Genomic DNA, 21,006 nt, shown 5'->3' on the forward strand with positions numbered 1-21,006 from the left:
ATTTCTCTGTAGGACTGCGGACCACTCTTCCTTTCTTCCTGCATGAGTGCAAACAAATTAGCCAATATGACAATATTGTTAACGAGGTTGCATTTGTTTTACTTAAGGAACTGCCATCATATATACTTATGTGAAAGAATTCACTATTATAGTTTTTTAGATCTGGAGGGCTTAATTCAATGGCAGGACTTATGGCGATGGCTAAAGAGCAAAGGATGAAGATGGTTTTAATCGTTATCTCTGCTGTGCTGACTGGCGCAGCAATTATCGGACAAAGTTATTTATTTGTCATCATCGTCGATCGTATTTTTCTAAAAGGTAATTCCTTCTCAGAGATTACTCCATACTTGCTATGGTTAATTGTCGCTCTTCTCGCTCGAACATTATTTAGTTATCTAAGCGGAAGAACTGGGATAAAGATGGCTTCGAAAGTGAAATGGAATCTTCGCAGGTCTCTTTTACATAAATTTTCAAAAAATCCAATGCAAGCTTCACTTCAAGGACAATCCGGCCAGAAAGTAAGTGTCATGATGGATACAGTGGATGAGATTGATAGTTATTTTAGTAATTACATTCCACAGGTGATTCAATCGACGATTATTCCGATTATGCTCCTCGTTGTTATCTTTATGGAGCATGCTCTTACGGGAATTATAATTATTTTTACAGCACCGTTTATTCCGATATTTATGATGATTATCGGGTTTAATACAAAGGATAAAGCGGAAGAGCAATTAGACAAAATGGCAGCATTTTCCGGTAAGTTCCTTGATACGCTGCAAGGATTAACTACGCTTAAATTATTCGGCCGTTCAGCGGAACAAAAGGAAGCAATAAAAAAAAGTAGCCTTGATTTCCGTGATGCAACAATGGTTGTGCTTAAAACGGCTTTCTCGAATTCTTTAGCACTTGAATTTATTTCTATGCTGAGTATTGGGCTTATTGCCTTAGAAGTTGCAATCCGTCTCATTATTTTTCAAGATATTACATTCTTTACAGGGTTTTTAATGCTTGTACTGGCTCCAGAGTTTTTTACAAAATTAAAGGATCTTGGCAGTGCATTTCATACTGGACGTGGAAGTATGGGGGCTGCTAAAAAACTAGAGAAAGAGCTTGAAGAAACAATCGTGCCGGTAGTTTTTGGTGAAGAGAGCTTGAGCAAGGATGCACCGCCATTAATTGAATTAAATGCTGTTAGCTTTAGTTACGGCGAGAATGCTTTTGCATTACAAAACATACATGCTGCTATTCGACCGTATGAACAAATCGCCATTGTCGGTAAAACCGGCTCAGGCAAATCGACGCTCCTGCATGTAATCGCTGGTCTTGTTTCGCTTTCTGATGGGGAAATCAAGATTAATGGTAAAAATCGATCAACATATCGGGAGAAGGATTGGTTTAATCAGCTTAGTTATATTTCACAAGACCCGTATTTATTCTCAGGGACAATAGCAGAAAATATTGCAATTGGCGGACATATCGATGCATCACGAATGGAAATTGAACAAGCAGCGGAAAAAGCTGGACTTACAGAACTTGTCGGTTCACTTGGGCAGGGTTTTGATACACCAATTGGCGAAGCAGGGCGTGGGTTGTCAGGTGGGGAAAAACAGCGAGTAGCCATTGCCCGAGCTTTTCTAAAGCGTCCATCTATCATTCTTTTTGATGAACCAACGACAGGGCTGGATCTGCAAACGGAAAGAATCTTGCAAGCATCCATTAAAGAACTTTCTGGAAATTCAACGGTAATTACTGTTGCCCATCGACTCCATACAATTAAAAATGCAGACAAAATACTATATGTTGAAAATGGAGAACTACTAGCAGCTGGCAGGCATAACGAACTATTAGAATCTGAGTTAGCATATCGGAATATGGTTACTGTACAGCGGGGAGGTGCGGTACAATGAAAGACCTGAGAATGGTCATTAAAGTGTTGTTCGTAGAAAAGAAAGATATATTCCTCTCGATTATTTGTGGCTTTATTGCGGGAATAACTGCGGTAGCATTGTTTTCGGCGAGTGGATATTTAATCTCTAAAGCGGCACTTGCTCCGCCAATTTACACGTTGATGATTCTTGTTGCCTCTGTAAAGATGCTCGGTATCATTTCTGCATTAAGCAGGTATGGGGAAAGGTATTTTTCGCATCGTGGCACATTTACAATGCTAAGTAATTTACGTGTTTCTTTTTATGAAAAATTAGAACCTTTAGCACCCGCGATTTTTGGGAAATATCGAAGCGGGGATTTACTTGCCCGAATTGTTGGGGATATAGAGACATTGCAAAATTTTTTCTTACGTGTCTTTTACCCGCCAATTGTTTTATTATTAATCTTTTTCTGGACCATCTTTTTCACGACATTCTTTTCATTCACAGTTTCGCTCGTATTAATTGTTGGTTTCTTATTAACGACAGTGTTTGTTCCAGCGTTTTTTGCATGGCGTCAGAGTAAAGTTGAATGGAAAGTCAGAGAGAGTCGTGGAGAATTATCTACGGATGTTACGGAATTTCTTTATGGCTTTCGTGATTTGAAAATTTATCAGCAATTAGAGGGGAAAGAAAAACAATTAAGCAAATCGACGGAAGCCTATTTACAGGAACAGGAACGGGAAAGTGTTAGCAACTTGTTCAGCCAAGCAATCAATACATTTGTATCTTTAATGATTACAGTATGTGTGCTTGCTGTCGGATCATATTTAGTCTATAACGGACAACTTGATGGCATTTATTTGGCAATGCTTGTGATGATATCACTTACCGTATTTGAAAATACGACGCCAATGGCAATATTCCCCAGTCACATGCAGGACAGTAAACAAGCAGCTTCACGACTGGCTTCTGTCGTTCGTGATGAACCAATGAGGAAGGATGCGGATAAGAAAAAGCATGTTCAGCCAGAAAATGCACCGGAAATAGAAATAAAGAACATTCGATTTACTTTTCCTGATGAGATAAGACATACACTAGAAAATGTTTCCTTAAAGCTTGAATCTGGTTCAAAAACAGCAATCGTTGGTCCAAGTGGATCAGGGAAATCCACGCTGTTACAGCTGATGCTAAATCTTTTTTATGTTGATCAAGGAGAGATTTTATTAAATAATATCCCTATCAATGATTTGACTGAGGAAAGTATTTGGGAAAATACGAATGTTGTATTACAGGCAAATCACTTCTTTTATGGAACCATTCGCGATAATTTGCAGCTTGCCAAAGATGGAATGAGTGATCGTGAAATGCAAGAGACATTGATAAAAGTTGATCTAGGACATTTTACATTAGAAGATCCTGTACTAGAAAAGGGTGATAATTTATCTGGCGGTGAGAAGCAACGCCTTGCAATCGCAAGAGCGATGCTGAAAAATGCCCCATTGTGGCTGTTAGATGAACCAACCTCGTCAGTAGACGCATTAACAGAGGAGAAAATTTATCAGCATATTTTTGAAAAAGCAAATGAGGACACGCTTGTGCTCGTTAGTCATCGTTTGACAGGGCTCGAGAAGATGGATCAGATTATTGTAATGGATCATGGAAAAGTTATTGAGAGTGGCACCTTCGAAGCGTTGATGAATCGTCAAGGCTACTTCTATGAGATGAAAATGATTGAACAGAGTGTGTTTTTAGGGCAATAAGTTAGTTTAAGACTAGCCAAGTTAAGTTTGTTGTTGTTTAGATAACGTGCGAACTACTTGTGATGTTGCCTTTCCACGGGCACATGGTCTGCTCCATCGAATGACATTGCTATTCCAGCAGGGGTTTCCTGCTTTCCGCAACAATCAGCAGCCGTGAGAGAGGAAACTGTGGCTTTATCTAATACGGGGATAGAAATTTATTTTTTCTCACACAATCCAGTGGAGAAAATACACGAAGACTCCTGCGGGAGGAAGGGCATCGGTGAGCCTTCAAGTGCGACAGCACAAGAAGGCTCACCAGCCTCCCGCGGAAAGCGAAGTGTATTTTCGGAGCGGCTGGCCCAAGAGCATTTGATATCCTAAGTTAATTCGTATTTTATATCAACTGTTTCACCTAAGAAGAATTCAATCTTTCAGAACAGCAGAATTAATATTTTAAAAAAACTGGCAAGCGACTCGGGCGCTTGCCAGTTTTTCATACACTTATTTACTACTTTCGTCTTCTGAGATTCGGTTATCATTCTTAGCTGCCCAGAATGAAATAATGATTGCAGCAAATATTACGATAAAGGGTGCAGCAAATATTAAAAAATCACTTAACAATCAGCTCACTCCTTTTTCTTCTTATTGCCTTCGACATAATCTTTGTCGAAAAGAAATAGTTTTAATAATAAATAAATCGAAGGGACTAGCAAGACAAAGCCTAGAATGAATACGACAACGAGAGAAATTGCCATCGCTTCATTCGTGAATCCCTCATGAATCGTTAAGTGTGGATACAGCAGGTATGGATAATGTGAAACTCCATACGCATAAAAGGCTAGCGCGAATTGTCCAATTAATAGCCAAACAGCGATACCGTAATTTTTTTGCTTCCATAGGAGCCAGACGGTAGCTGCCCAAAGAATCGCTGATAGACCGAACATCCACCATAAATCAAGCATACGTTCATAGTGACCCGGTCTATGAAAACGGAGTTCAAAAATGATTCCACCAGCAGCAACAATTAAGGGAAAAGCCCATGATAAGGCATATTTTCTCATTAACTTTGTTGCCCCGATGTCACCAGCTTTGTTTGCATACCAGGTGAGGAAAACGGCTGATATATATAGTACTGCTGCAAGTGCTAATACAACAATTGACCAGGATAATGGGCTTGTAAATAACGCCCAATAATCGAGAACAGGATTTCCATCAACAATGGAAACAAATCCACCTTCCGTAATTGCAAGCACAACAGATAATGCAGCGGGAACTAGTAGTCCTGATATTCCATACATAAATGCATATCCTTTATGTCCCTTTGTTCCATATGTTTCAAAGGCGTAATAGGAGCCCCTAATTGCCATCAAGATAATCGCTAGACTTGCAGGCACAAGCAGGATTGTTCCAAAATAAAAGGCGGATTTCGGGAAAAAACCTACAATCCCAACAAAGAAGAATACGAAAAATACATTTGTTACTTCCCAGACAGGTGACAAATATCGCTGGATAATTTTTGATAAAATATGCTGTTTGCCCGAAATAATACTGTAAGCATTGAAGAAACCAGCTCCAAAATCAATCGAACCAAGCATCACATAACCGAACAGAAACGTCCAAAGTACGGAGATACCTAATATTTCTAAACTCATTTCGTTTCACCACCCTGTTTTACTTCATAGCGCTTGAGCTCTGCCTCTACAGGATTGTTTTTAAATATCCTACGAAGTACGACAATGGTTCCGATTCCTAATACGAGGTATAGGGCTGCGAACAAAATAAACATTAATCCAACATAATCACTTGATGTTGCAGCTTGTTCTACGGTCATTATCCCGCGAAGGATCCATGGTTGTCGTCCAACTTCAGCCATCCACCAGCCGGCTTCAATTGCCAGAAAGGAAAGCGGGCCACCAAGAACGATAATCCAGCGGAACCAATTCGCTTTTACAAACGACCACGCCAGCTTCATTCCAAGCCAATAAACTAAAGCTAACCCAACCATAAATCCACCAATTGTAACCATTAAATCAAAGAAATAATGAATGATAAGAGGTGGCGTTTCTTCCTCTGGAAATTGATCCAATCCAATTACTTCAGCAGTGGGGTATCCATGTGCCAAAATACTTAATGCAAACGGAATTTCAATCGCATATTTCACTTCTTGATTTTCGTCTAGTATTCCATACATTAAGAGTGGTGCGCCTTCTTCTGTTTCAAAATGCCATTCAGCAGCAGCTAATTTTTCGGGTTGATATTCTGCTAAATATTTTCCTGACAAATCACCAATTATTGCTGTTGCAATTGAGAATATAAGTCCTATTTTCATTGTCATATGAAGTGCTTTTTTATGATAGGCATGATTCGAGCCTTTAATTAGTTTATATGCTGCAATTGCTGCAAGCATAAAGGCTGCAGTCATATATGCTGTTGCTAAAACATGTGACACCTTTGTCGGCATTGCTGCTGTGAACATAGCGAGTAATGGGTTCGCATTCACAAGTTGTCCATCGATAATATCAAAGCCTTGCGGAGCATTCATAAACGAATTTACAATCGTAATAAATAGAGCGGAACATCCTGCACCGATGGCAACTGGAATAAGCAGCAAGAAATGTTTCCGTTGGTCGAAACGGTCCCATGTATACGAATAAATCCCTAAGAAGATTGCTTCAAAGAAAAATGCAAAGACTTCCATAAATAGAGGCAATGCTATAATATTGCCCGCAAGCTCCATAAAGTTAGGCCATAATAGCGATAGTTGTAAGCCAATGATGGTTCCAGTCACTACACCAACAGCTACTGTAACGAGATACCCTCGCGCCCATCGTTTGGCCATCATTATGTAGTGGTAGTCATTTTTCTTAATTCCAAGCCAATGCGCGATCATTATAAACAGTGGAACACCCACACCAATCGTCGCATAGATAATATGGAATGAAAGAGTCAGTAAGGTTAATAATCTGCTTGCGAATACTGGATCATCAAATAACAAATTTATCTGCCTCCTTAAATTACGTTTGTACAAGTTAATCATTCTTTTACAACTGCAAGCAACTTGTGAATTAATTAACAATCATCCATTTATTGTAGCTCAAAACACAATATTAAACGTGATTATATATGACAATATTGCAAACTTATGATGAATGATTTGTGAACAGGGCAACATTCTTGTATCTCTTAAAGTATTGTTACCCTTAGTCATCTACTATATTAATATTCCCCTATTTCATTTCTTTACTAACATATTCCGATGAAAATTTATTTCTCTAGAAATCATTTCAGCTGAAAGGAGTAGGTTTCTTCTTTTAGAAATTCCCCTTTCAAATAAGTTCGTTCAGCAAATGTCACATGGTTTTGATGATCTACTAGCAAAACGGTTGAGGAGCGTGTCCCATATTCAGGTGTTTTAATAAACAAAGGGGAAAGCATTCTTTCTAACTCTATTCCCATCCCTGTTTGCGGTAACTCTTTATCATCAGCTATCTCTGCATTGGAAATAATCTTAAATAGCTCATTGTTTTTCACAATAGTATTCCTCATTACATAGTCATGTAACATCCTTTTTCCTTTTAAGACTTTTGGCCAAGGAGTGTTTAATGTATGATTGCTTAATGCATGGGTCCCGGTTCCAATTCTATTTTCTTCACCCAAAATATTATTATAATGGAAAAGCTCATCCACACTGCCAAAGATTAAGTTATATCCAGCGTAGTTATCACGGTCTATTTTTAACATTTCAAGAAAATCTACTGTTGGAGTATTTGTAGCTAAATACTGGCGAACAATCTCGCCCCTGGATATCTTCGCGTTTTCCTTTAATTTGGGATCGCGGAAATTAGTCAATGCAGCGAAACGTCCTTGCTTCGAGATTCCAAGCCAAGTACCCATTTGCACCAAATCACGACCCGCAAGTATTTCTGGTTCGTCTTCCCAAAAATGTGCAGATTCGGTTGGACGTTGATAAAATTCATCGCGATTAGCTGCAATGATTAGTTTATATGTTGGATGATTGTTAAAATGGAAATTGATTAAGCACATCGATATTATTCTCCTCTAATCTAGCTTTTCCTCTTATTATACTTGAACCGTATATTTATTATCAAAATATCCGGACTTTTCAAAGTTAGGTATTTTGATGGAAATTTTTTTAAAATTCACCCTTGACAGATATTAAAACAGAAGATAATATGTAGAAAATGAATACTAATTAAACACAGCTTTTTAATGTGATATTAAATTTTTTAGGATTTTTCAAGTATCTTTTAGTGAAATTGATTTAGTAGAAATTAGGTGCCATTTAAATTAACGCATCATAGTATAATAAAAATTAAATAATTTTATTCTTATCCAGAGAGGTGGAGGGACTGGCCCTTTGATACCTCGGCAACAGACCATATTGGTACTGTGCCAATTCCAGCAAGCATTATGCTTGAAAGATAAGAAGGGTATAGGACTTGATCTTTTCCCTCTTCTTATCAATTATAAGAAGAGGTTTTTTTATGGATATCATTTATGTCAAATAAAGGGGGAATTATTTTGGCGATTATTGATAATAAAAAAATTGAAGACATTGTTTTAGCAATTAGAAATTTAGAATACGGCTCGTTAGTTATTACAGTTCATGAGGGAGAAATTACACAGGTAGAGACAACTGAAAAGAAACGTTATGCAGTCCAAGGGAAAAAGACAAAGAAAATCAACTCTTAGGTATTATCGAAACATATAAATTTAATAAAGTATGCCGATTAGACAACTAAAGGCATCTTCCTATTCAAATTGAAATGGGAGGATGTCTTTTGCCATTTATCGCAGTGTAACCGGCTGTAAGACTCCCACTTCAAGAATTGAGTAAACTCGAAAATAATAAGTGGGAGTCTTACAGCCAATAACGGCCCGATTGGTTCAATTAATATTCAGTAGGGGATGAAAAGAACCCCCCTACTGAATACAATTTCACTGTATTGGATGTAATGAACATTGTCAAAAATTGAAAAATTGGAGGATAGTAAATGAGTAATAAACTAGGAATTCTTGATCAGAGCCCTATTTTTGAAGGGCAATCAGCTGAAGAGGCACTACAATCTACTATTAAATTGGCAAAAAAAGCTGAGGAATGGGGGTACTCTCGATTCTGGGTGTCGGAACACCATCATATGGAACAAGTGGCAGGTTCTTCACCCGAAGTGTTGATAGCACATTTATTAGCACGAACAAATTCCATTCAAATTGGATCAGGAGGAGTGATGCTTCAGCACTATAGTCCATATAAGGTTGCAGAAAATTTTCATGTTTTATCAGCGCTTGCTCCTGGTAGGGTAAATCTTGGTATTGGTAAGGCACCGGGAGGATTTCCTTTATCTACAAAAGCATTACAGTTTGGCACATTAAATCATGGGAAAGATTTTGATGAGCGATTAATCTTTTTGAAAAAATTAATCGATGATTCTCTAGAAAAGGACCATTTACTATCAGGCATTCAAGCTTTACCGAAGCCAGCAAAGAAACCTGAACTTTATTTGCTCGGAGGAAGTGCTAATAGTGCTAAGTTTGCCGCTGAATTAGGTTTTAATTTTGTGTTTGCTAAATTTTTAAATAGTGATGAGAAGGTGTTAAAAGAAGCTTCTGATAAGTATAAAATTAATTTTAGTGAAGGAAATTTCATTGTAGCTGTGGCAGCACTTGCAGCACCTACTCAAGAGGAAGCAGAGACGTTAGTAATCAATCATAAGATATTTACGCTTCATCTTCATGATGGGCGGACACTAACCGTGCAAACAGAGAGCCAAGTAAAGGCATTTGAAAAACAAGCAGAAGGACCATTTGAAATTGAAGAAAGAAAGGCAGATATAATAGCTGGGACACAAGCATATGTGAATGAAGAATTAACGAGGCTTCATAATGCTTATCAAATAGACGAATTCGTATTGCATACACCAATACAAAGGGAAGTCGAACGCTTTCGTTCTTTTGAATTAATGAGTCCGCTTCAGGTAACGGCAAACACTTAAACAAACATAAACAAGAAAGTTGGCAAGTAGTAGCATATTTCGCTTTTAATCTTACTAAAATCATCTGCATAGGGGGTAATAATGAGTAAATTAATGAGCAACCCAATTACTGTCAATGAGTTGGATCCAAATGAGATTGAAAGGCTCCGTCATGTTTTGCTTGAAAGTTATCAACAGTACGAGGAATATTACACACCACAAGGTTGGAAGGATTATGCAAATATAATTGTCTCTTCAATAGACAATCCCAATGTAGATAAAATTTTTGTAGCCAAACTTAATAATGACATCCTAGGCAGCTTGCAGCTATTTCAGACAGCGGAAAAGGCATACAAACTACCAGAACTTCAAATTCAAGCACCAATCATTCGTTTACTAGGAGTTCATCCAAATGCAAGAGGTCGTGGTGTTGCGACAGAACTAGTAAAAGCAGTTATAAAAAATGCCGAAGTACATGGAGAATCTCACGTGTATCTGCATACAACCGACTTCATGGTCAATGCAATAAAAATATATGAAAAGCTGGGTTTCGTAAGAGATGTCTCAAAGGATTTTTCCAGAAACGGTATTCTATCGAAATGCTATCGGTTTGATATTCTGTGAGATTAGATAGGTAAAAAAATAAGTGGAAATTGGAGTGGTAAAAATGAAGATTAAAAAAGGATTCCTTTTAGCATTTATTACTGTAGGGCTATTTGTAATGGCGGGCTGCGGAGATCAAGCAGGGACAGCTGCTGAAAATGAAGAAGTGACATTGAAAGTTGGTGCTTCCTCTGTACCACATGCGGAAATTTTAGAGTTTATTGCACCTGATTTGGAAAAAGATGGTTTGAAGCTGGAAATAGTGAGTTCTACGGATGGTATTCAAACAAACCAACAGACAGCAGATGGGGATTTAGATGCAAACTTCTTTCAGCATACACCGTATTTAGAACAAGTGAACAAGGACAGCGGGTTAGATTTAGTGGTTGTCAAAGGTATTCACATTGAGCCATTTGGTGTGTATTCCAAAAAGATTGATTCAATTGAGAAATTGTCTGATGAGGCAAAGATAGCTATTCCGAATAATCCATCCAATTTTTCAAGAGCACTCACGCTTTTTGCAAAAAATGGAATTATCGAATTGGATGATGCCAAATCAGGTGATTATACACTCGAAGACATTACTAAAAATGATAAGAATTTAGAATTTGTTCCGGTTGATCCACCACTTTTAGTTCATTCACTTGATGATGTAGAAGCATCGGCAATCAATACAAACTATGCGTTAGAAGCAGATTTTAAACCATTAGAAGATTCATTAATCATTGAAGGAGCTGACTCTCCATACGTCAATGTTTTAGTATCTCGTCCTGACAACAAAGACAGTGAATCGATTCAAAAGCTTGCCGAAGCACTAACTACGGAAAAGGTTAAAAACTTTATTTCGGAAAAATATGAAGGTGCAGTAGTACCTGCATTCTAATAAATAGATTACGAGAATAGGAGGGTATACATTGATAGAGTTTAATCAAGTGTCAAAAGTATTTGATAGCGGTGAGAATAGAGTTGAAGCATTAAAAGATATTAATTTAACCGTAGAAAAAGGAGATATCTTTGGAGTGATTGGCTTCAGTGGGGCAGGGAAGAGTACCCTCATTCGTACTGTCAATTTATTAGAATATCCTACTTCAGGTAATGTTATTGTCGAAGGGAAAAACCTTGCAAATATGTCTGAAAAGCAGCTTCGTGAGGCAAAGAAAAATATCGGCATGATATTTCAGCATTTTAATCTATTAAACTCCAAAACCGTTTTTGATAATGTCGCAATGCCACTAATATTAAGTAAAAATAAGAAGAAAAACATTCAAGAGAGAGTGCATGAAATTCTGCGCTTTGTTGGATTAGAGGATAAAGCAAGGAATTATCCGGATCAGTTATCTGGAGGTCAGAAGCAACGTGTCGGGATTGCGCGAGCGTTAGCCACGAATCCATATATATTATTATGTGATGAAGCAACATCTGCCTTAGATCCACAAACGACAAAATCAATACTCAATTTATTACAACGAATAAATGAGGAATACAAAATTACGATATTGATTATTACACATGAAATGGAGGTAATTAAACAAATTTGTAATCGGGTGGCCGTCATGGAGAATGGTCATGTTATTGAAGCGGGTAGTGTCTTTGAAATCTTTGCACATCCAAAAACAGACACGACTAGAAATTTTGTTAAATCTGTTATTCGAGACGAAGTACCTGAGAGTGTATATAAACTATTAAAAGAATACGAGAATCATAGTCGAATCTTTAAGATTGAATTCTTTGGAGCAGATTCGGGGCAACCAATCGTTTCTAAGATAGCGAAAGTTTATGAAGTAGAAATCAATGTCTTGTTTGGAAATATCACTGAGCTGCAAGGGATTCCATTTGGCAATTTAATTGTTGAACTTAGTGGTGAACATCATGAAATTCAACGAGCAATACGGTTTATTGTTGATCAAGATATTGAGGTAAAGGAGGTTATGGAAGATGGAAGTCAGTGCAGAGTTAGTTTTGAACGCCTTATGGGAAACGCTCTACATGGTTAGTGTTTCACTCTTCTTTGGAGGGATTATTGGGATATTTTTAGGAATATTGTTGGTTGTCACCAGGAAAGGACATATTTTGGAAAACCGTTTTATATTTTCGATTGTCAATCCAATTGTTAATATTTTTAGGTCGATTCCCTTTATTATTCTACTTGTAGCTATTATTCCTTTGACAAGGTTAATTGTAGGAACTGGAATTGGCACGACAGCGGCGATTGTCCCTCTTGTGCTTCATATTGGACCATATTTTTCAAGACTTGTGGAAAATTCCCTGTTAGAGGTAGATGAAGGAATTATTGAGGCTGCTAAGGCAATGGGGGCGACACCATTTCAAATTATTTACCGGTTTTTATTTCCTGAGGCCTTTTCTTCGTTAATTTTAAGTATAACTACTGCAACAATTGGCTTAATTGGAGCGACGGCAATGGCAGGAGCAATTGGCGGTGGGGGCTTAGGCGATGTAGCCATAACTTATGGTTATCAACGCTTTAGTACAATTACGATTCTAGTTACCGTTATTATATTAGTAATTTTAGTTCAAGGAATTCAAAGTATAGGGAACAGGTTGGAAAGAAAGTTAAGAAGGGTGTAACTAATAAAGTAACGGAAGGGGAATGTGTGAAATATGAAAAAATGGATTTTTCCTATACTACTAGTCCTTGGTTTATTTCTAGCTGCATGTTCCAATGAAATAGATGCAGAAGTAGAACAGTCAAAAGTAAAAGTCGGAATTCGAAATTCAGAACTGCGAACATGGGAATATTTAAAGGAGCGTGCAAGTGAAGAAGGATGGGAAATCGAAATTGTTAATTTCTCATCTGCATATGACCCTAACCAAGCTTTAGTAGAAGGGGATATTGATATCAACGCTTTCCAGCATGTAGCATATCTAGATTCCTTTAATGAAAATACGGCTTCAGAAATTGTTCCAATCGGGACAACGATTATTGCTCCGCTTGGCTTGTACTCTGACAAATATGATTCCGTAGATGAAATTCCAGATGGGGCGCAAATTGCAGTTCCTAACGATGCCCCTAATTGGGGAAGAGCATTGTTGCTTTTGCAAGAAGCGGGAATATTAAAGGTAGTAGATAATTTTGATGGTAATGGTGGTGCAGATAAGATCAAAGAAAACCCCAAAAATATAGAAATCGTTCCAGTAGACAGTGCAAATGCCCCGCGTGTCATGGAGGACACTGCTGGTTCAGTCATTAATAATGGTGTTGCATTAGAGGCAGATCTAACATTAAAAGATGCATTGATTCATGAAAGTAAAACAGCAAAACCATATATCAATGTCATTGCAGCTAGAAATGAAGAAAAGGATAATGAAACGTTCCAAAAAGTAGTTAAACTCTATCAATCGGACGAAACAGCTGAATTCATCAAGGAGACATATAAAGGCAACTATCTTCCAACCTTTATAACGTTGGAAGAATTGAGCAGCTATAAAGATACGTATTCGGCCAAATAAGGAGAATAGAGAAGTTATGATAGATACTTGTTTATTTCAGGATAATTAAAATAGATTGGAAAAGGAGAGATGAAAATGCCCCAAGACAGGAAAATAAAACTTGCAGCGTATTTAGTTGGATCAGGCATGCATGTTTCTTCATGGCGACATAAAACATCAAATCCCAAAGCTAGTATTGATATTGATGAATTAACGAAGCAAGCAAAAATTGCTGAAATAGGAAAATTTGATATTGCATTTGTTGCTGATAGTTTGGCGATTAATCATGAATCACATCCGCAAATACTAAATCGCTTTGATCCAATTGTACTAATTACAGCTTTAGCTGCTGCGACTACAAAAATTGGGTTAGGAGCTACTGCTTCGACAACGTATAGTGAACCATATACCCTTGCTCGTCAATTCTCTTCTGTTGATCATATAAGTAATGGTCGTGCTGCATGGAATGTTGTAACGACTGCCGATGCTACTGGTCAAACTGCTTTGAACTTCAGTCGTGAAAAGCACTGGGAACATGATCATCGCTATGAACGTGCGGAAGAGTTCGTTGATGTTGTCCAAGGGTTATGGGATTCTTGGGAAGATAATGCATTTGTTTACAATAAAGAAACCGGACAGTTTTTTAATCCAGAGAAAGTTCATGAACTTCATTATAAAGGGGAGTATTTCTCTGTAAAAGGACCGTTAAATATTGCCAGATCGATTCAAGGGCAACCAGTTATTATTCAAGCAGGGGCATCGATTCCAGGACAGAGACTAGCAGCACGTACAGCAGAGGTAGTTTTCACACATTGGGATAATATAGAACAATCAAAGCAATTTTACAAAAAACTAAAATCGCAATTAAAGGACTTTGACAGAAGTGAGGATGAGTTGCACATCTTCCATGGAATATCGCCAATTATCGGTGAAACAGAGGAAATTGCACTTAAAAAATATGAAGCATTACAAAATCTTATTGATCCATATGAAAGTTTGAAATTTGTTTCAGGCTATATGGGAAACGTAGACTTTTCAAAATACACCTTAAATACGCCTGCAAAAGAAGTAGATTTTCCGGAAGTAAATAGCATTCAAAGCCAATTTAATGAAATGAAGAAGATTATTGATGAAGAAGATCTAAAGGTTGGCGACCTGTATACGAGATTTTTTGGCGCTGCAAAGCGGGACGCGTTCATTGGGACACCAACACAAGTTGCGAATGAAATAGAGAGTTGGTTTACGGAGAAAGCAGCAGATGGGTTCATGATTCAATTTCCTTTGTTGCCGAGTGGTTTGCAGGATTTTGTTAATTTAGTTGTTCCGATATTGCAGGAAAGAGGTTTATACCGTTTGGATTATGAAGGTGAGACATTACGTGACCATCTCGGATTAAAAAAACCGAGAAATCGATTTGTAACGGAAGAGTCATATAAATCAAAAGCTTGAAATGAGGAAAGATTTCATGTAATAGGGTGATAGAGATGATATGCCTTCGAATCTTTTAGTAAAGAAAAGTAATAGTCGATCAGCTTTTTTAGCTGATCGACTATTACTTTTGAGGAAATTTCAGTTTTAATGAATGAATTTCGCTCCATTTCTTCTTGACCGCCTATTAAAATCTCTATAATATGGAGAAGATTAGTACATATTAAGACAAATTAAATTGAATTTTCGGAATTGTGAAGGAGCAGATGTAAATGACAAAAAAAGTATACTTAAACCACGATGGTGGCGTAGATGATTTAATTTCCTTATTTCTATTATTGAAAATGGAAGATATAGAATTGATTGGAGTAGGTGTAATCCCGGCAGATTGTTATTTAGAGCCTGCTGTATCAGCAAGTAGGAAAATTATCGATCGTTTTGGAAAAGGCAAGGAGATTGAAGTAGCGGCATCAACATCACGCGGGAAGAATCCATTTCCTAAGGATTGGCGTATGCATGCATTTCTAGTAGATGCTTTACCTATTTTAAATGAGTTTAAGCCAGTAAAAACAAAAGAAGCAACATTACCAGCGCACAAGCATTTAATCGAAGCGCTTCGTAATAGTGAGGAAAAAGTTACATTAGTCTTCGTTGGGCCGCTAACAGATCTTGCTCGTGCATTAGAGGAAGCGCCGGATATTGAAGAAAAGATTGAGAAACTTGCTTGGATGGGTGGAACATTCTTGGAAAAGGGGAATGTAGAAGAACCTGAACATGACGGCACTGCTGAATGGAATGCATTTTGGGATCCTGAAGCAGTAAAGGTCGTCTGGGATAGTAAAATTAAAATTGATCTTGTTGCACTTGAAAGTACAAACATGGTGCCATTGACATTAGATATCCGCGACAAATGGGCTGCTGAACGGACAGATTTAGGAATTGACTTCGTTGGCCAATGTTATGCGATGGTTCCACCACTTGTACATTTTCAAACGAATTCAACCTACTTCCTATGGGATGTCTTAACGACAGCAACAATTGGTGATGAAGGCCTTGTGAAGAAAAAAGAAGTGAAATCCGTTGTGCATGCAGATGGACCAAGTCAAGGGAAGACAGAGCTATCAGCAGATGGACGAGCAGTTCAATTAGTATACGAAGCAGATCGTGACCGATTCTTTAATTATCTTACCGATTTGGCAAGAGAGAATTAAAGGAGGGTTAATATTGCAGCGAATAATTATTGATACAGATACAGCTGGGGACGATACAATCGCTCTGTTAACTGCACTCCACCATTTTAAAGTTGAAGGGGTAACGATTACAGGGGGAAATGTTGATTTTAATCAAGAGGTAGAAAATGCACTCTATACAATCGAAGTGTTCAATCCAGATTATGATGTTCCTGTTTATAAAGGATACGAGGGACCTGTTCTGAATTGGAATGAGGGCGGCCATTTGACTGTAGAAGATGTACATGGAAGTGACGGGATGGGTGATTCCTTCTTTCCAAAAGCAAAACAGCGTCCAAAGGAAAAGCATGCCATTGACTTTATTATTGAAACTGTGAAGGCAAACCCAGGTGAGATAGCATTGCTTGCAATTGCGCCGTTAACAAATATCGCGATGGCAATCAAGAAGGATCCAACAATTGCGAAGGATATTCCCCATATTTATGTTATGGGCGGCACAAATAATTCATTGGGGAATATTACTGCAGCAGCAGAGTATAATTTCTATGTAGATCCAGAAGCCGCGAAGATTGTGCTACACTCCGGAATCCCAATTACAATGGTTGGCTGGGATATGTGTACTAATTATTCGATAATGACGGATCAGGATCATAAGGAAATTGAACAATTAGCAACTTCGAGATCAGGATTTTTCACTGATATTAATCGTGTCGTTATGAAGTTTAACAAAGAAGTCCATAAAATAAATGGCACAACACATCCTGATACATTATTAGTTGCAATTGCTGCAAACGAAAAACTGATGACCTCTTCTCATCATTATTATGTAGATATTGAAACAAAAGGGGAACTGACAAAGGGTTACAGTATGGTTGATATTAATAATCGCAGTGGGAAGTCTCCGAATGTTCGTGTATGTGAAAAGGTGGATAGAGAGGGCTTTAAAGAAGTATTGCTCCAGGTATTAAAAGGGTAGTAAAACTGTATTCTATCTGAAAACTCAAGCATAACAGAAAAAAAGAACAAAACCTATTGACATTCTAGTAACTTCTAGCGATAATAGTATCAATTATAGCTGAACGTTGATGAGGAATAGTATGCAGAAGTTGTTTTGACCAGAGAGTGGAATTTATAAGCTGAAAGATTCCGCCATAAACAAGCTGCAGAACCTACCTTCAGAGTCCCATGCCAACACATGGGCGCTCCCTAGCGTTACGGGGTAAAGTGGAATGTTTCATACATTCAATAACGGTGGTACCGCGGAAGTAAAGCTCTTTCGTCCTTTAATAAGGGACGAATGGGCTTTTTTTGTATATTTATTTTACGTTGGCTGTTTTTGTAGTAAGCAAAGTATAGACTTGGGGGTATCGGAGGATGGCAAAAGAACGAATCGTTGTCAAAATTGGCAGTAGTTCATTAACAAATGATAAGGGTGAAATCGATCAAGCTAAATTGATGGATCATGTTCAGGCAATTGCTGCATTAAGAATGGCAAAGCATGAAGTCATCTTAGTATCATCAGGAGCTGTTGCGGCTGGATTTGCTCGTCTCGGTTATTCCTCCAGACCAGTTACCCTTAAAGGAAAGCAAGCCGCAGCAGCAGTAGGGCAAAGCCTTCTTATTCAAACGTATATCGAGAAATTCAGTCCTTTTAACATTACACCAGCCCAGCTTTTATTAACCCGTTCAGACTTTTCTAATCAAGAACGTTATCAAAATGCCTTTGCAACAATTAACGAGCTTTTAGAACGAGGGATATTACCGATTATTAATGAAAATGATACGGTTTCAGTAGAGGAATTGACATTTGGCGATAATGATATGCTTTCTGCTCTAGTTAGTGGCTTTGTTCATGCGAATCAGCTGATTATATTAACAGATATAAATGGAATTTACGATGGAAATCCAAAATCAAATCCCGAAGCGAAGAAAATACATTATATAAAAGAGATAACGGATGAAATGATAGCTGTGACAGATGCAACTGGATCGAAGGTTGGAACAGGTGGGATGAAGTCGAAGCTTCTCGCAGCGAAAACAGCTGTATCCCTCGGTGTCCCTGTTTTTATTGGGACTGGAACCGGCGACGATAAATTAATTGAAGTGCTCGATGGTAAAGGGAATGGAACGTATATTGCGAAACATAACTTTGGAACAATTAATACGAGAAAACAATGGATTGCACTACATTCAGAATCTGTTGGCAAGCTTTATATCGATAATGGTGCAGAGGAAGCAATTTTATTCAATGGGAAAAGTCTTTTATCAGCCGGTGTAATAGAGGTAAAAGGTACCTTTACTAAAGGGGATGTAGTAGAGGTATTCGGTACCAAGGGATTTTTAGGTAAAGGGCAAGTAAAGTGTTCTTCAAATGATTTGCAGCTAGACATTGACTCGCGGGGAGTAGAAACATTGGAAATACCGATTCCTTCGACCGAAGTCATTCATCGAGATGCATGGGTAGAATCAAGAGAAATGAAGGAGGAATTGACATGAGTGAGGTATTAGAAAAAGGGAAAGCAGCAAAAATGGCAAGCTATCAAATGACAGGCTTATCAACGGAAGAAAAGAACACTGCACTAGCATTGATTGCCGAACAAATCGTTGCCGATCAAGCATTTATTCTAGAAGAAAACAATAAGGATATTGAGACTGGAAAAGAAAGAGGACTTTCAAATGCGGTACTTGATCGAATTATGCTAACTGAAGAGAGAATCCAGGGAATGGCAGATGGAGTTAACCAAGTAACGAAGCTAGTTGATCCGATTGGTGACACTCTGGAAAAGATCGAAAAGGATAATGGCATTCATATTGAAAAGCAACGGGTGCCACTTGGAGTCGTAGGTATGATTTATGAAGCAAGGCCAAATGTGACAATCGATGCAGCCGCACTTACATTGAAAACCGGTAATGCGGTGATTTTAAGGGGAAGTTCATCTGCACGATTCTCGAATATTGCGCTTATCTCTTCCATACATCGTGCTTTGGAGAAGAGTAGTGTTACTACGGATGCTATTCAATTAATTGAAGACACAAATCGAGAGACAGCAAAAGAGCTATTCACGTTAAACGACTATTTGGATGTATTGATTCCTAGAGGCGGAAAGAATTTAATCGATACGGTTGTTCGTGAAGCAACAGTCCCTGTTATTCAAACAGGTGCAGGAAACTGTCATATTTTTATTGATGAGTCTGCAGAGCAAACCATGGCAGAGAAAATAGTCTTAAATGCAAAATTACAGCGTCCATCTGTTTGTAATGCGATTGAAACGGTATTAATCCATCCCGTTTGGTTTGAACAAAATGGAATGGAATTACTTAAAGCACTCAGAGAGCATGAAGTAGAAATTTATGGAGATGGGACTATTCACAACGCATTCCCTGATTCAAAATTAGCAACAGAGGAAGACTGGTATACAGAATATCTTGGACTTTCGGTTAGTATTAAAATTGTAGAATCAGTTGAAGCAGCTATTCTCCATATTAATAAATATGGCACGAAGCATTCGGAAGCAATAATTACGAATGATGATCGACATGCAGCAATGTTCTTGCAAAATGTAGATGCAGCAGCGGTTTATCACAATGCTTCAACTAGGTTCACTGATGGGTTCGAATTTGGCTATGGTGCAGAAATCGGTATAAGCACACAAAAGCTCCATGCTAGAGGACCGATGGGACTGCACGCATTAACCTCGACAAAGTATTTCATTAAAGGAACAGGGCAAGTTAGAAGATAAGGCAAGCTCGATAAGCAGATAAGGGATTATTCCTTTATCTGCTTATTAATTTTAAGTGTGAATTTTCATTCATTGTAGTGCATTATATTTGTTTTCCATTTTCAATTTATGTTATGTTGACTCTATACTTAATGGGATTAAACATATTTTTACTTTTAAAGGTTAATCTAACGATAGAAAGGGAGTATTTAGATGTCAAACAATTTTTATGAAAAAGGCCATGCAAGTCATTTAAAAATGGTGAAAGATTTAGCTCCAGAGCAAATGAAAGCATTCTCTGAGTTTGATAGTGCAGTATTCCAAGAGGGCGCGTTGACGAAGAAGGAGAAGGAAATTATCGCTGTATCAATTGCACATGTTACGGAATGCCCGTACTGCATTGATTCCCACACGAAGAAAGCGAAAGCAGCAGGTGCAAGCCTAGGAGAATTAGCAGAAGCAGTATTCGTTGTTGCTGCGCTTGAAGCTGGTGGAGTTGTAACACATAGCACACATATTCATAATGCGAAAGAAGCAGATGCATCAGACGTACTTTATGCAAGATCTAACCTTAAACAGCTCGGTAATTTAAGTAAGTACGCTCCAAATGGCTTTAAAGGGTATTCTGCCTTTAATACCGCAGCAACAAAAGAAGGAAAACTAACTACACAATTCAAAGAAATCATTGCTGTAGCAGTAGCTGTTGCGACACAATGTCCATATTGCATCGATGTGCATTCTAAAAATGCAGAAAAGAATGGTGCAACTAATGAGCAAATAGCAGAAGCGGTATTAGTTTCATCTGTACTAAAAGCTGGCGGAGCCTATGCTCATATGGCAAACATGATCCAAAGCTATAATGAATAGAGTAAAATGATCCGGAATATTAGCATTTGTAATAAAATGATAATTGAAAATCGACCTATTAACTTAATTGTTTGGTAGGTCGATTTATCTGTTTTAGGCGAATATAAAACATGTAGTTTAGAAGTGGAGTTCAAAGGTAATAGTTA

The 21,006-nt window shown here is 37.9% G+C and carries 19 protein-coding genes, 1 riboswitch and 1 other annotated feature; of the genes, 15 read left to right on the forward strand and 4 right to left on the reverse strand.

The genetic code is table 11. The features are described 5' to 3' along the window. The first annotated feature begins 179 nt into the window (after nucleotides 1–179). Nucleotides 180–1,910, forward strand: coding sequence for a thiol reductant ABC exporter subunit CydD (gene cydD, locus CUC15_RS06560; RefSeq protein ID WP_114915891.1), 1,731 nt, complete (start codon nucleotides 180–182; stop codon nucleotides 1,908–1,910). Continuing rightward, complete coding sequence (gene cydC / locus CUC15_RS06565) at nucleotides 1,907–3,631, forward strand: thiol reductant ABC exporter subunit CydC (protein ID WP_114915892.1); 1,725 nt, start codon at nucleotides 1,907–1,909, stop codon at nucleotides 3,629–3,631. The genes cydD and cydC overlap by 4 nt, the downstream gene beginning before the upstream one ends. 483 nt (nucleotides 3,632–4,114) lie before the next feature. Here cydC and cydS read toward each other — a convergent pair whose 3' ends face one another. The 4 genes from cydS to CUC15_RS06585 form a co-directional block, all read right to left on the reverse strand. Continuing rightward, entirely contained in the window at nucleotides 4,115–4,234 is a 120-nt protein-coding gene (gene cydS / locus CUC15_RS20830; RefSeq protein WP_423241364.1) for a cytochrome bd oxidase small subunit CydS family protein, read from the reverse strand. Nucleotides 4,235–4,239: 5 nt separating this feature from the next. Next, the gene (locus CUC15_RS06575; protein ID WP_114915894.1) at nucleotides 4,240–5,265 is read right to left on the reverse strand and encodes a cytochrome d ubiquinol oxidase subunit II; all 1,026 of its coding nucleotides are present in this window, start codon (nucleotides 5,263–5,265) and stop codon (nucleotides 4,240–4,242) included. Further along, nucleotides 5,262–6,608, reverse strand: a complete 1,347-nt coding sequence (locus tag CUC15_RS06580) for a cytochrome ubiquinol oxidase subunit I (RefSeq protein WP_114915895.1) — start codon at nucleotides 6,606–6,608, stop codon at nucleotides 5,262–5,264. The genes CUC15_RS06575 and CUC15_RS06580 overlap by 4 nt, the downstream gene beginning before the upstream one ends. Before the next feature lie 284 nt (nucleotides 6,609–6,892). After that, on the reverse strand, nucleotides 6,893–7,657 hold the full coding sequence (locus CUC15_RS06585; protein WP_114915896.1) for an NRDE family protein: 765 nt from the start codon (nucleotides 7,655–7,657) through the stop codon (nucleotides 6,893–6,895). 302 nt (nucleotides 7,658–7,959) lie between these two features. Beyond that, a riboswitch (SAM riboswitch) is annotated at nucleotides 7,960–8,062 on the forward strand. 93 nt (nucleotides 8,063–8,155) lie between these two features. Between CUC15_RS06585 and CUC15_RS06590 the strand changes: the two genes are divergently transcribed. The 13 genes from CUC15_RS06590 (at nucleotide 8,156) to CUC15_RS06650 (ending at nucleotide 20,860) form a co-directional block, all read left to right on the forward strand. Continuing rightward, the gene (locus CUC15_RS06590; RefSeq protein WP_205317667.1) at nucleotides 8,156–8,326 is read left to right on the forward strand and encodes a YezD family protein; all 171 of its coding nucleotides are present in this window, start codon (nucleotides 8,156–8,158) and stop codon (nucleotides 8,324–8,326) included. Nucleotides 8,327–8,628: 302 nt separating this feature from the next. Then, nucleotides 8,629–9,627, forward strand: coding sequence for an LLM class flavin-dependent oxidoreductase (locus CUC15_RS06595; protein ID WP_114915897.1), 999 nt, complete (start codon nucleotides 8,629–8,631; stop codon nucleotides 9,625–9,627). 81 nt (nucleotides 9,628–9,708) lie between these two features. Further along, nucleotides 9,709–10,230 (forward strand): GNAT family N-acetyltransferase, encoded by a 522-nt coding sequence (locus tag CUC15_RS06600; protein WP_242985962.1) that lies wholly within the window; start codon nucleotides 9,709–9,711, stop codon nucleotides 10,228–10,230. Between the two features lie 43 nt (nucleotides 10,231–10,273). Further along, nucleotides 10,274–11,092 (forward strand): MetQ/NlpA family ABC transporter substrate-binding protein, encoded by an 819-nt coding sequence (locus tag CUC15_RS06605; RefSeq protein WP_114915898.1) that lies wholly within the window; start codon nucleotides 10,274–10,276, stop codon nucleotides 11,090–11,092. 31 nt (nucleotides 11,093–11,123) lie between these two features. Continuing rightward, nucleotides 11,124–12,203 carry a methionine ABC transporter ATP-binding protein gene (locus CUC15_RS06610; protein ID WP_114915899.1) on the forward strand — a complete coding sequence of 360 codons (1,080 nt, stop codon included), beginning with the start codon at nucleotides 11,124–11,126 and terminating at the stop codon, nucleotides 12,201–12,203. Beyond that, the gene (locus CUC15_RS06615) at nucleotides 12,145–12,795 is read left to right on the forward strand and encodes a methionine ABC transporter permease (protein WP_114915900.1); all 651 of its coding nucleotides are present in this window, start codon (nucleotides 12,145–12,147) and stop codon (nucleotides 12,793–12,795) included. Before CUC15_RS06610 ends, CUC15_RS06615 begins: the two co-directional genes overlap by 59 nt. 33 nt (nucleotides 12,796–12,828) lie before the next feature. Further along, the gene (locus tag CUC15_RS06620) at nucleotides 12,829–13,677 is read left to right on the forward strand and encodes a MetQ/NlpA family ABC transporter substrate-binding protein (protein ID WP_114915901.1); all 849 of its coding nucleotides are present in this window, start codon (nucleotides 12,829–12,831) and stop codon (nucleotides 13,675–13,677) included. A gap of 75 nt (nucleotides 13,678–13,752) precedes the next feature. Next, complete coding sequence (locus CUC15_RS06625) at nucleotides 13,753–15,105, forward strand: LLM class flavin-dependent oxidoreductase (RefSeq protein WP_114915902.1); 1,353 nt, start codon at nucleotides 13,753–13,755, stop codon at nucleotides 15,103–15,105. A gap of 251 nt (nucleotides 15,106–15,356) precedes the next feature. Next, nucleotides 15,357–16,295, forward strand: a complete 939-nt coding sequence (locus CUC15_RS06630) for a nucleoside hydrolase (protein WP_114915903.1) — start codon at nucleotides 15,357–15,359, stop codon at nucleotides 16,293–16,295. A gap of 13 nt (nucleotides 16,296–16,308) precedes the next feature. Beyond that, the gene (locus tag CUC15_RS06635) at nucleotides 16,309–17,250 is read left to right on the forward strand and encodes a nucleoside hydrolase (RefSeq protein ID WP_114915904.1); all 942 of its coding nucleotides are present in this window, start codon (nucleotides 16,309–16,311) and stop codon (nucleotides 17,248–17,250) included. A gap of 97 nt (nucleotides 17,251–17,347) precedes the next feature. Next, nucleotides 17,348–17,561: a binding site (T-box leader), on the forward strand. An 87-nt stretch (nucleotides 17,562–17,648) separates the two neighbouring features. Next, the gene (gene proB, locus CUC15_RS06640; RefSeq protein ID WP_114915905.1) at nucleotides 17,649–18,770 is read left to right on the forward strand and encodes a glutamate 5-kinase; all 1,122 of its coding nucleotides are present in this window, start codon (nucleotides 17,649–17,651) and stop codon (nucleotides 18,768–18,770) included. Then, entirely contained in the window at nucleotides 18,767–20,014 is a 1,248-nt protein-coding gene (locus CUC15_RS06645; RefSeq protein ID WP_114915906.1) for a glutamate-5-semialdehyde dehydrogenase, read from the forward strand. The genes proB and CUC15_RS06645 overlap by 4 nt, the downstream gene beginning before the upstream one ends. 192 nt (nucleotides 20,015–20,206) lie before the next feature. After that, nucleotides 20,207–20,860: a carboxymuconolactone decarboxylase family protein gene (locus CUC15_RS06650; protein ID WP_114915907.1), complete on the forward strand. Its 654-nt coding sequence runs from the start codon at nucleotides 20,207–20,209 to the stop codon at nucleotides 20,858–20,860. Nucleotides 20,861–21,006 lie beyond the last annotated feature (146 nt).

Source organism: Oceanobacillus zhaokaii (genome assembly GCF_003352005.1).
GTDB lineage: Bacteria > Bacillota > Bacilli > Bacillales > Amphibacillaceae > Oceanobacillus > Oceanobacillus zhaokaii.

Excerpts from the sequence above, each read along its gene's own strand:
- CUC15_RS06645 (WP_114915906.1), top strand. The coding sequence starts at position 18,767 with ATGAGTGAGGTATTAGAAAAAGGGAAAGCAGCAAAAATGGCAAGCTAT.
- CUC15_RS06615 (WP_114915900.1), top strand. The coding sequence starts at position 12,145 with ATGGAAGTCAGTGCAGAGTTAGTTTTGAACGCCTTATGGGAAACGCTC.
- CUC15_RS06595 (WP_114915897.1), top strand. The coding sequence starts at position 8,629 with ATGAGTAATAAACTAGGAATTCTTGATCAGAGCCCTATTTTTGAAGGG.
- cydC (WP_114915892.1), top strand. The coding sequence starts at position 1,907 with ATGAAAGACCTGAGAATGGTCATTAAAGTGTTGTTCGTAGAAAAGAAA.
- CUC15_RS06605 (WP_114915898.1), top strand. The coding sequence starts at position 10,274 with ATGAAGATTAAAAAAGGATTCCTTTTAGCATTTATTACTGTAGGGCTA.
- proB (WP_114915905.1), top strand. The coding sequence starts at position 17,649 with ATGGCAAAAGAACGAATCGTTGTCAAAATTGGCAGTAGTTCATTAACA.
- cydD (WP_114915891.1), top strand. The coding sequence starts at position 180 with ATGGCAGGACTTATGGCGATGGCTAAAGAGCAAAGGATGAAGATGGTT.
- CUC15_RS06630 (WP_114915903.1), top strand. The coding sequence starts at position 15,357 with ATGACAAAAAAAGTATACTTAAACCACGATGGTGGCGTAGATGATTTA.
- CUC15_RS06575 (WP_114915894.1), bottom strand. The coding sequence starts at position 5,265 with ATGAGTTTAGAAATATTAGGTATCTCCGTACTTTGGACGTTTCTGTTC.
- CUC15_RS06620 (WP_114915901.1), top strand. The coding sequence starts at position 12,829 with ATGAAAAAATGGATTTTTCCTATACTACTAGTCCTTGGTTTATTTCTA.
- CUC15_RS06585 (WP_114915896.1), bottom strand. The coding sequence starts at position 7,657 with ATGTGCTTAATCAATTTCCATTTTAACAATCATCCAACATATAAACTA.
- CUC15_RS06650 (WP_114915907.1), top strand. The coding sequence starts at position 20,207 with ATGTCAAACAATTTTTATGAAAAAGGCCATGCAAGTCATTTAAAAATG.
- CUC15_RS06625 (WP_114915902.1), top strand. The coding sequence starts at position 13,753 with ATGCCCCAAGACAGGAAAATAAAACTTGCAGCGTATTTAGTTGGATCA.
- CUC15_RS06600 (WP_242985962.1), top strand. The coding sequence starts at position 9,709 with ATGAGTAAATTAATGAGCAACCCAATTACTGTCAATGAGTTGGATCCA.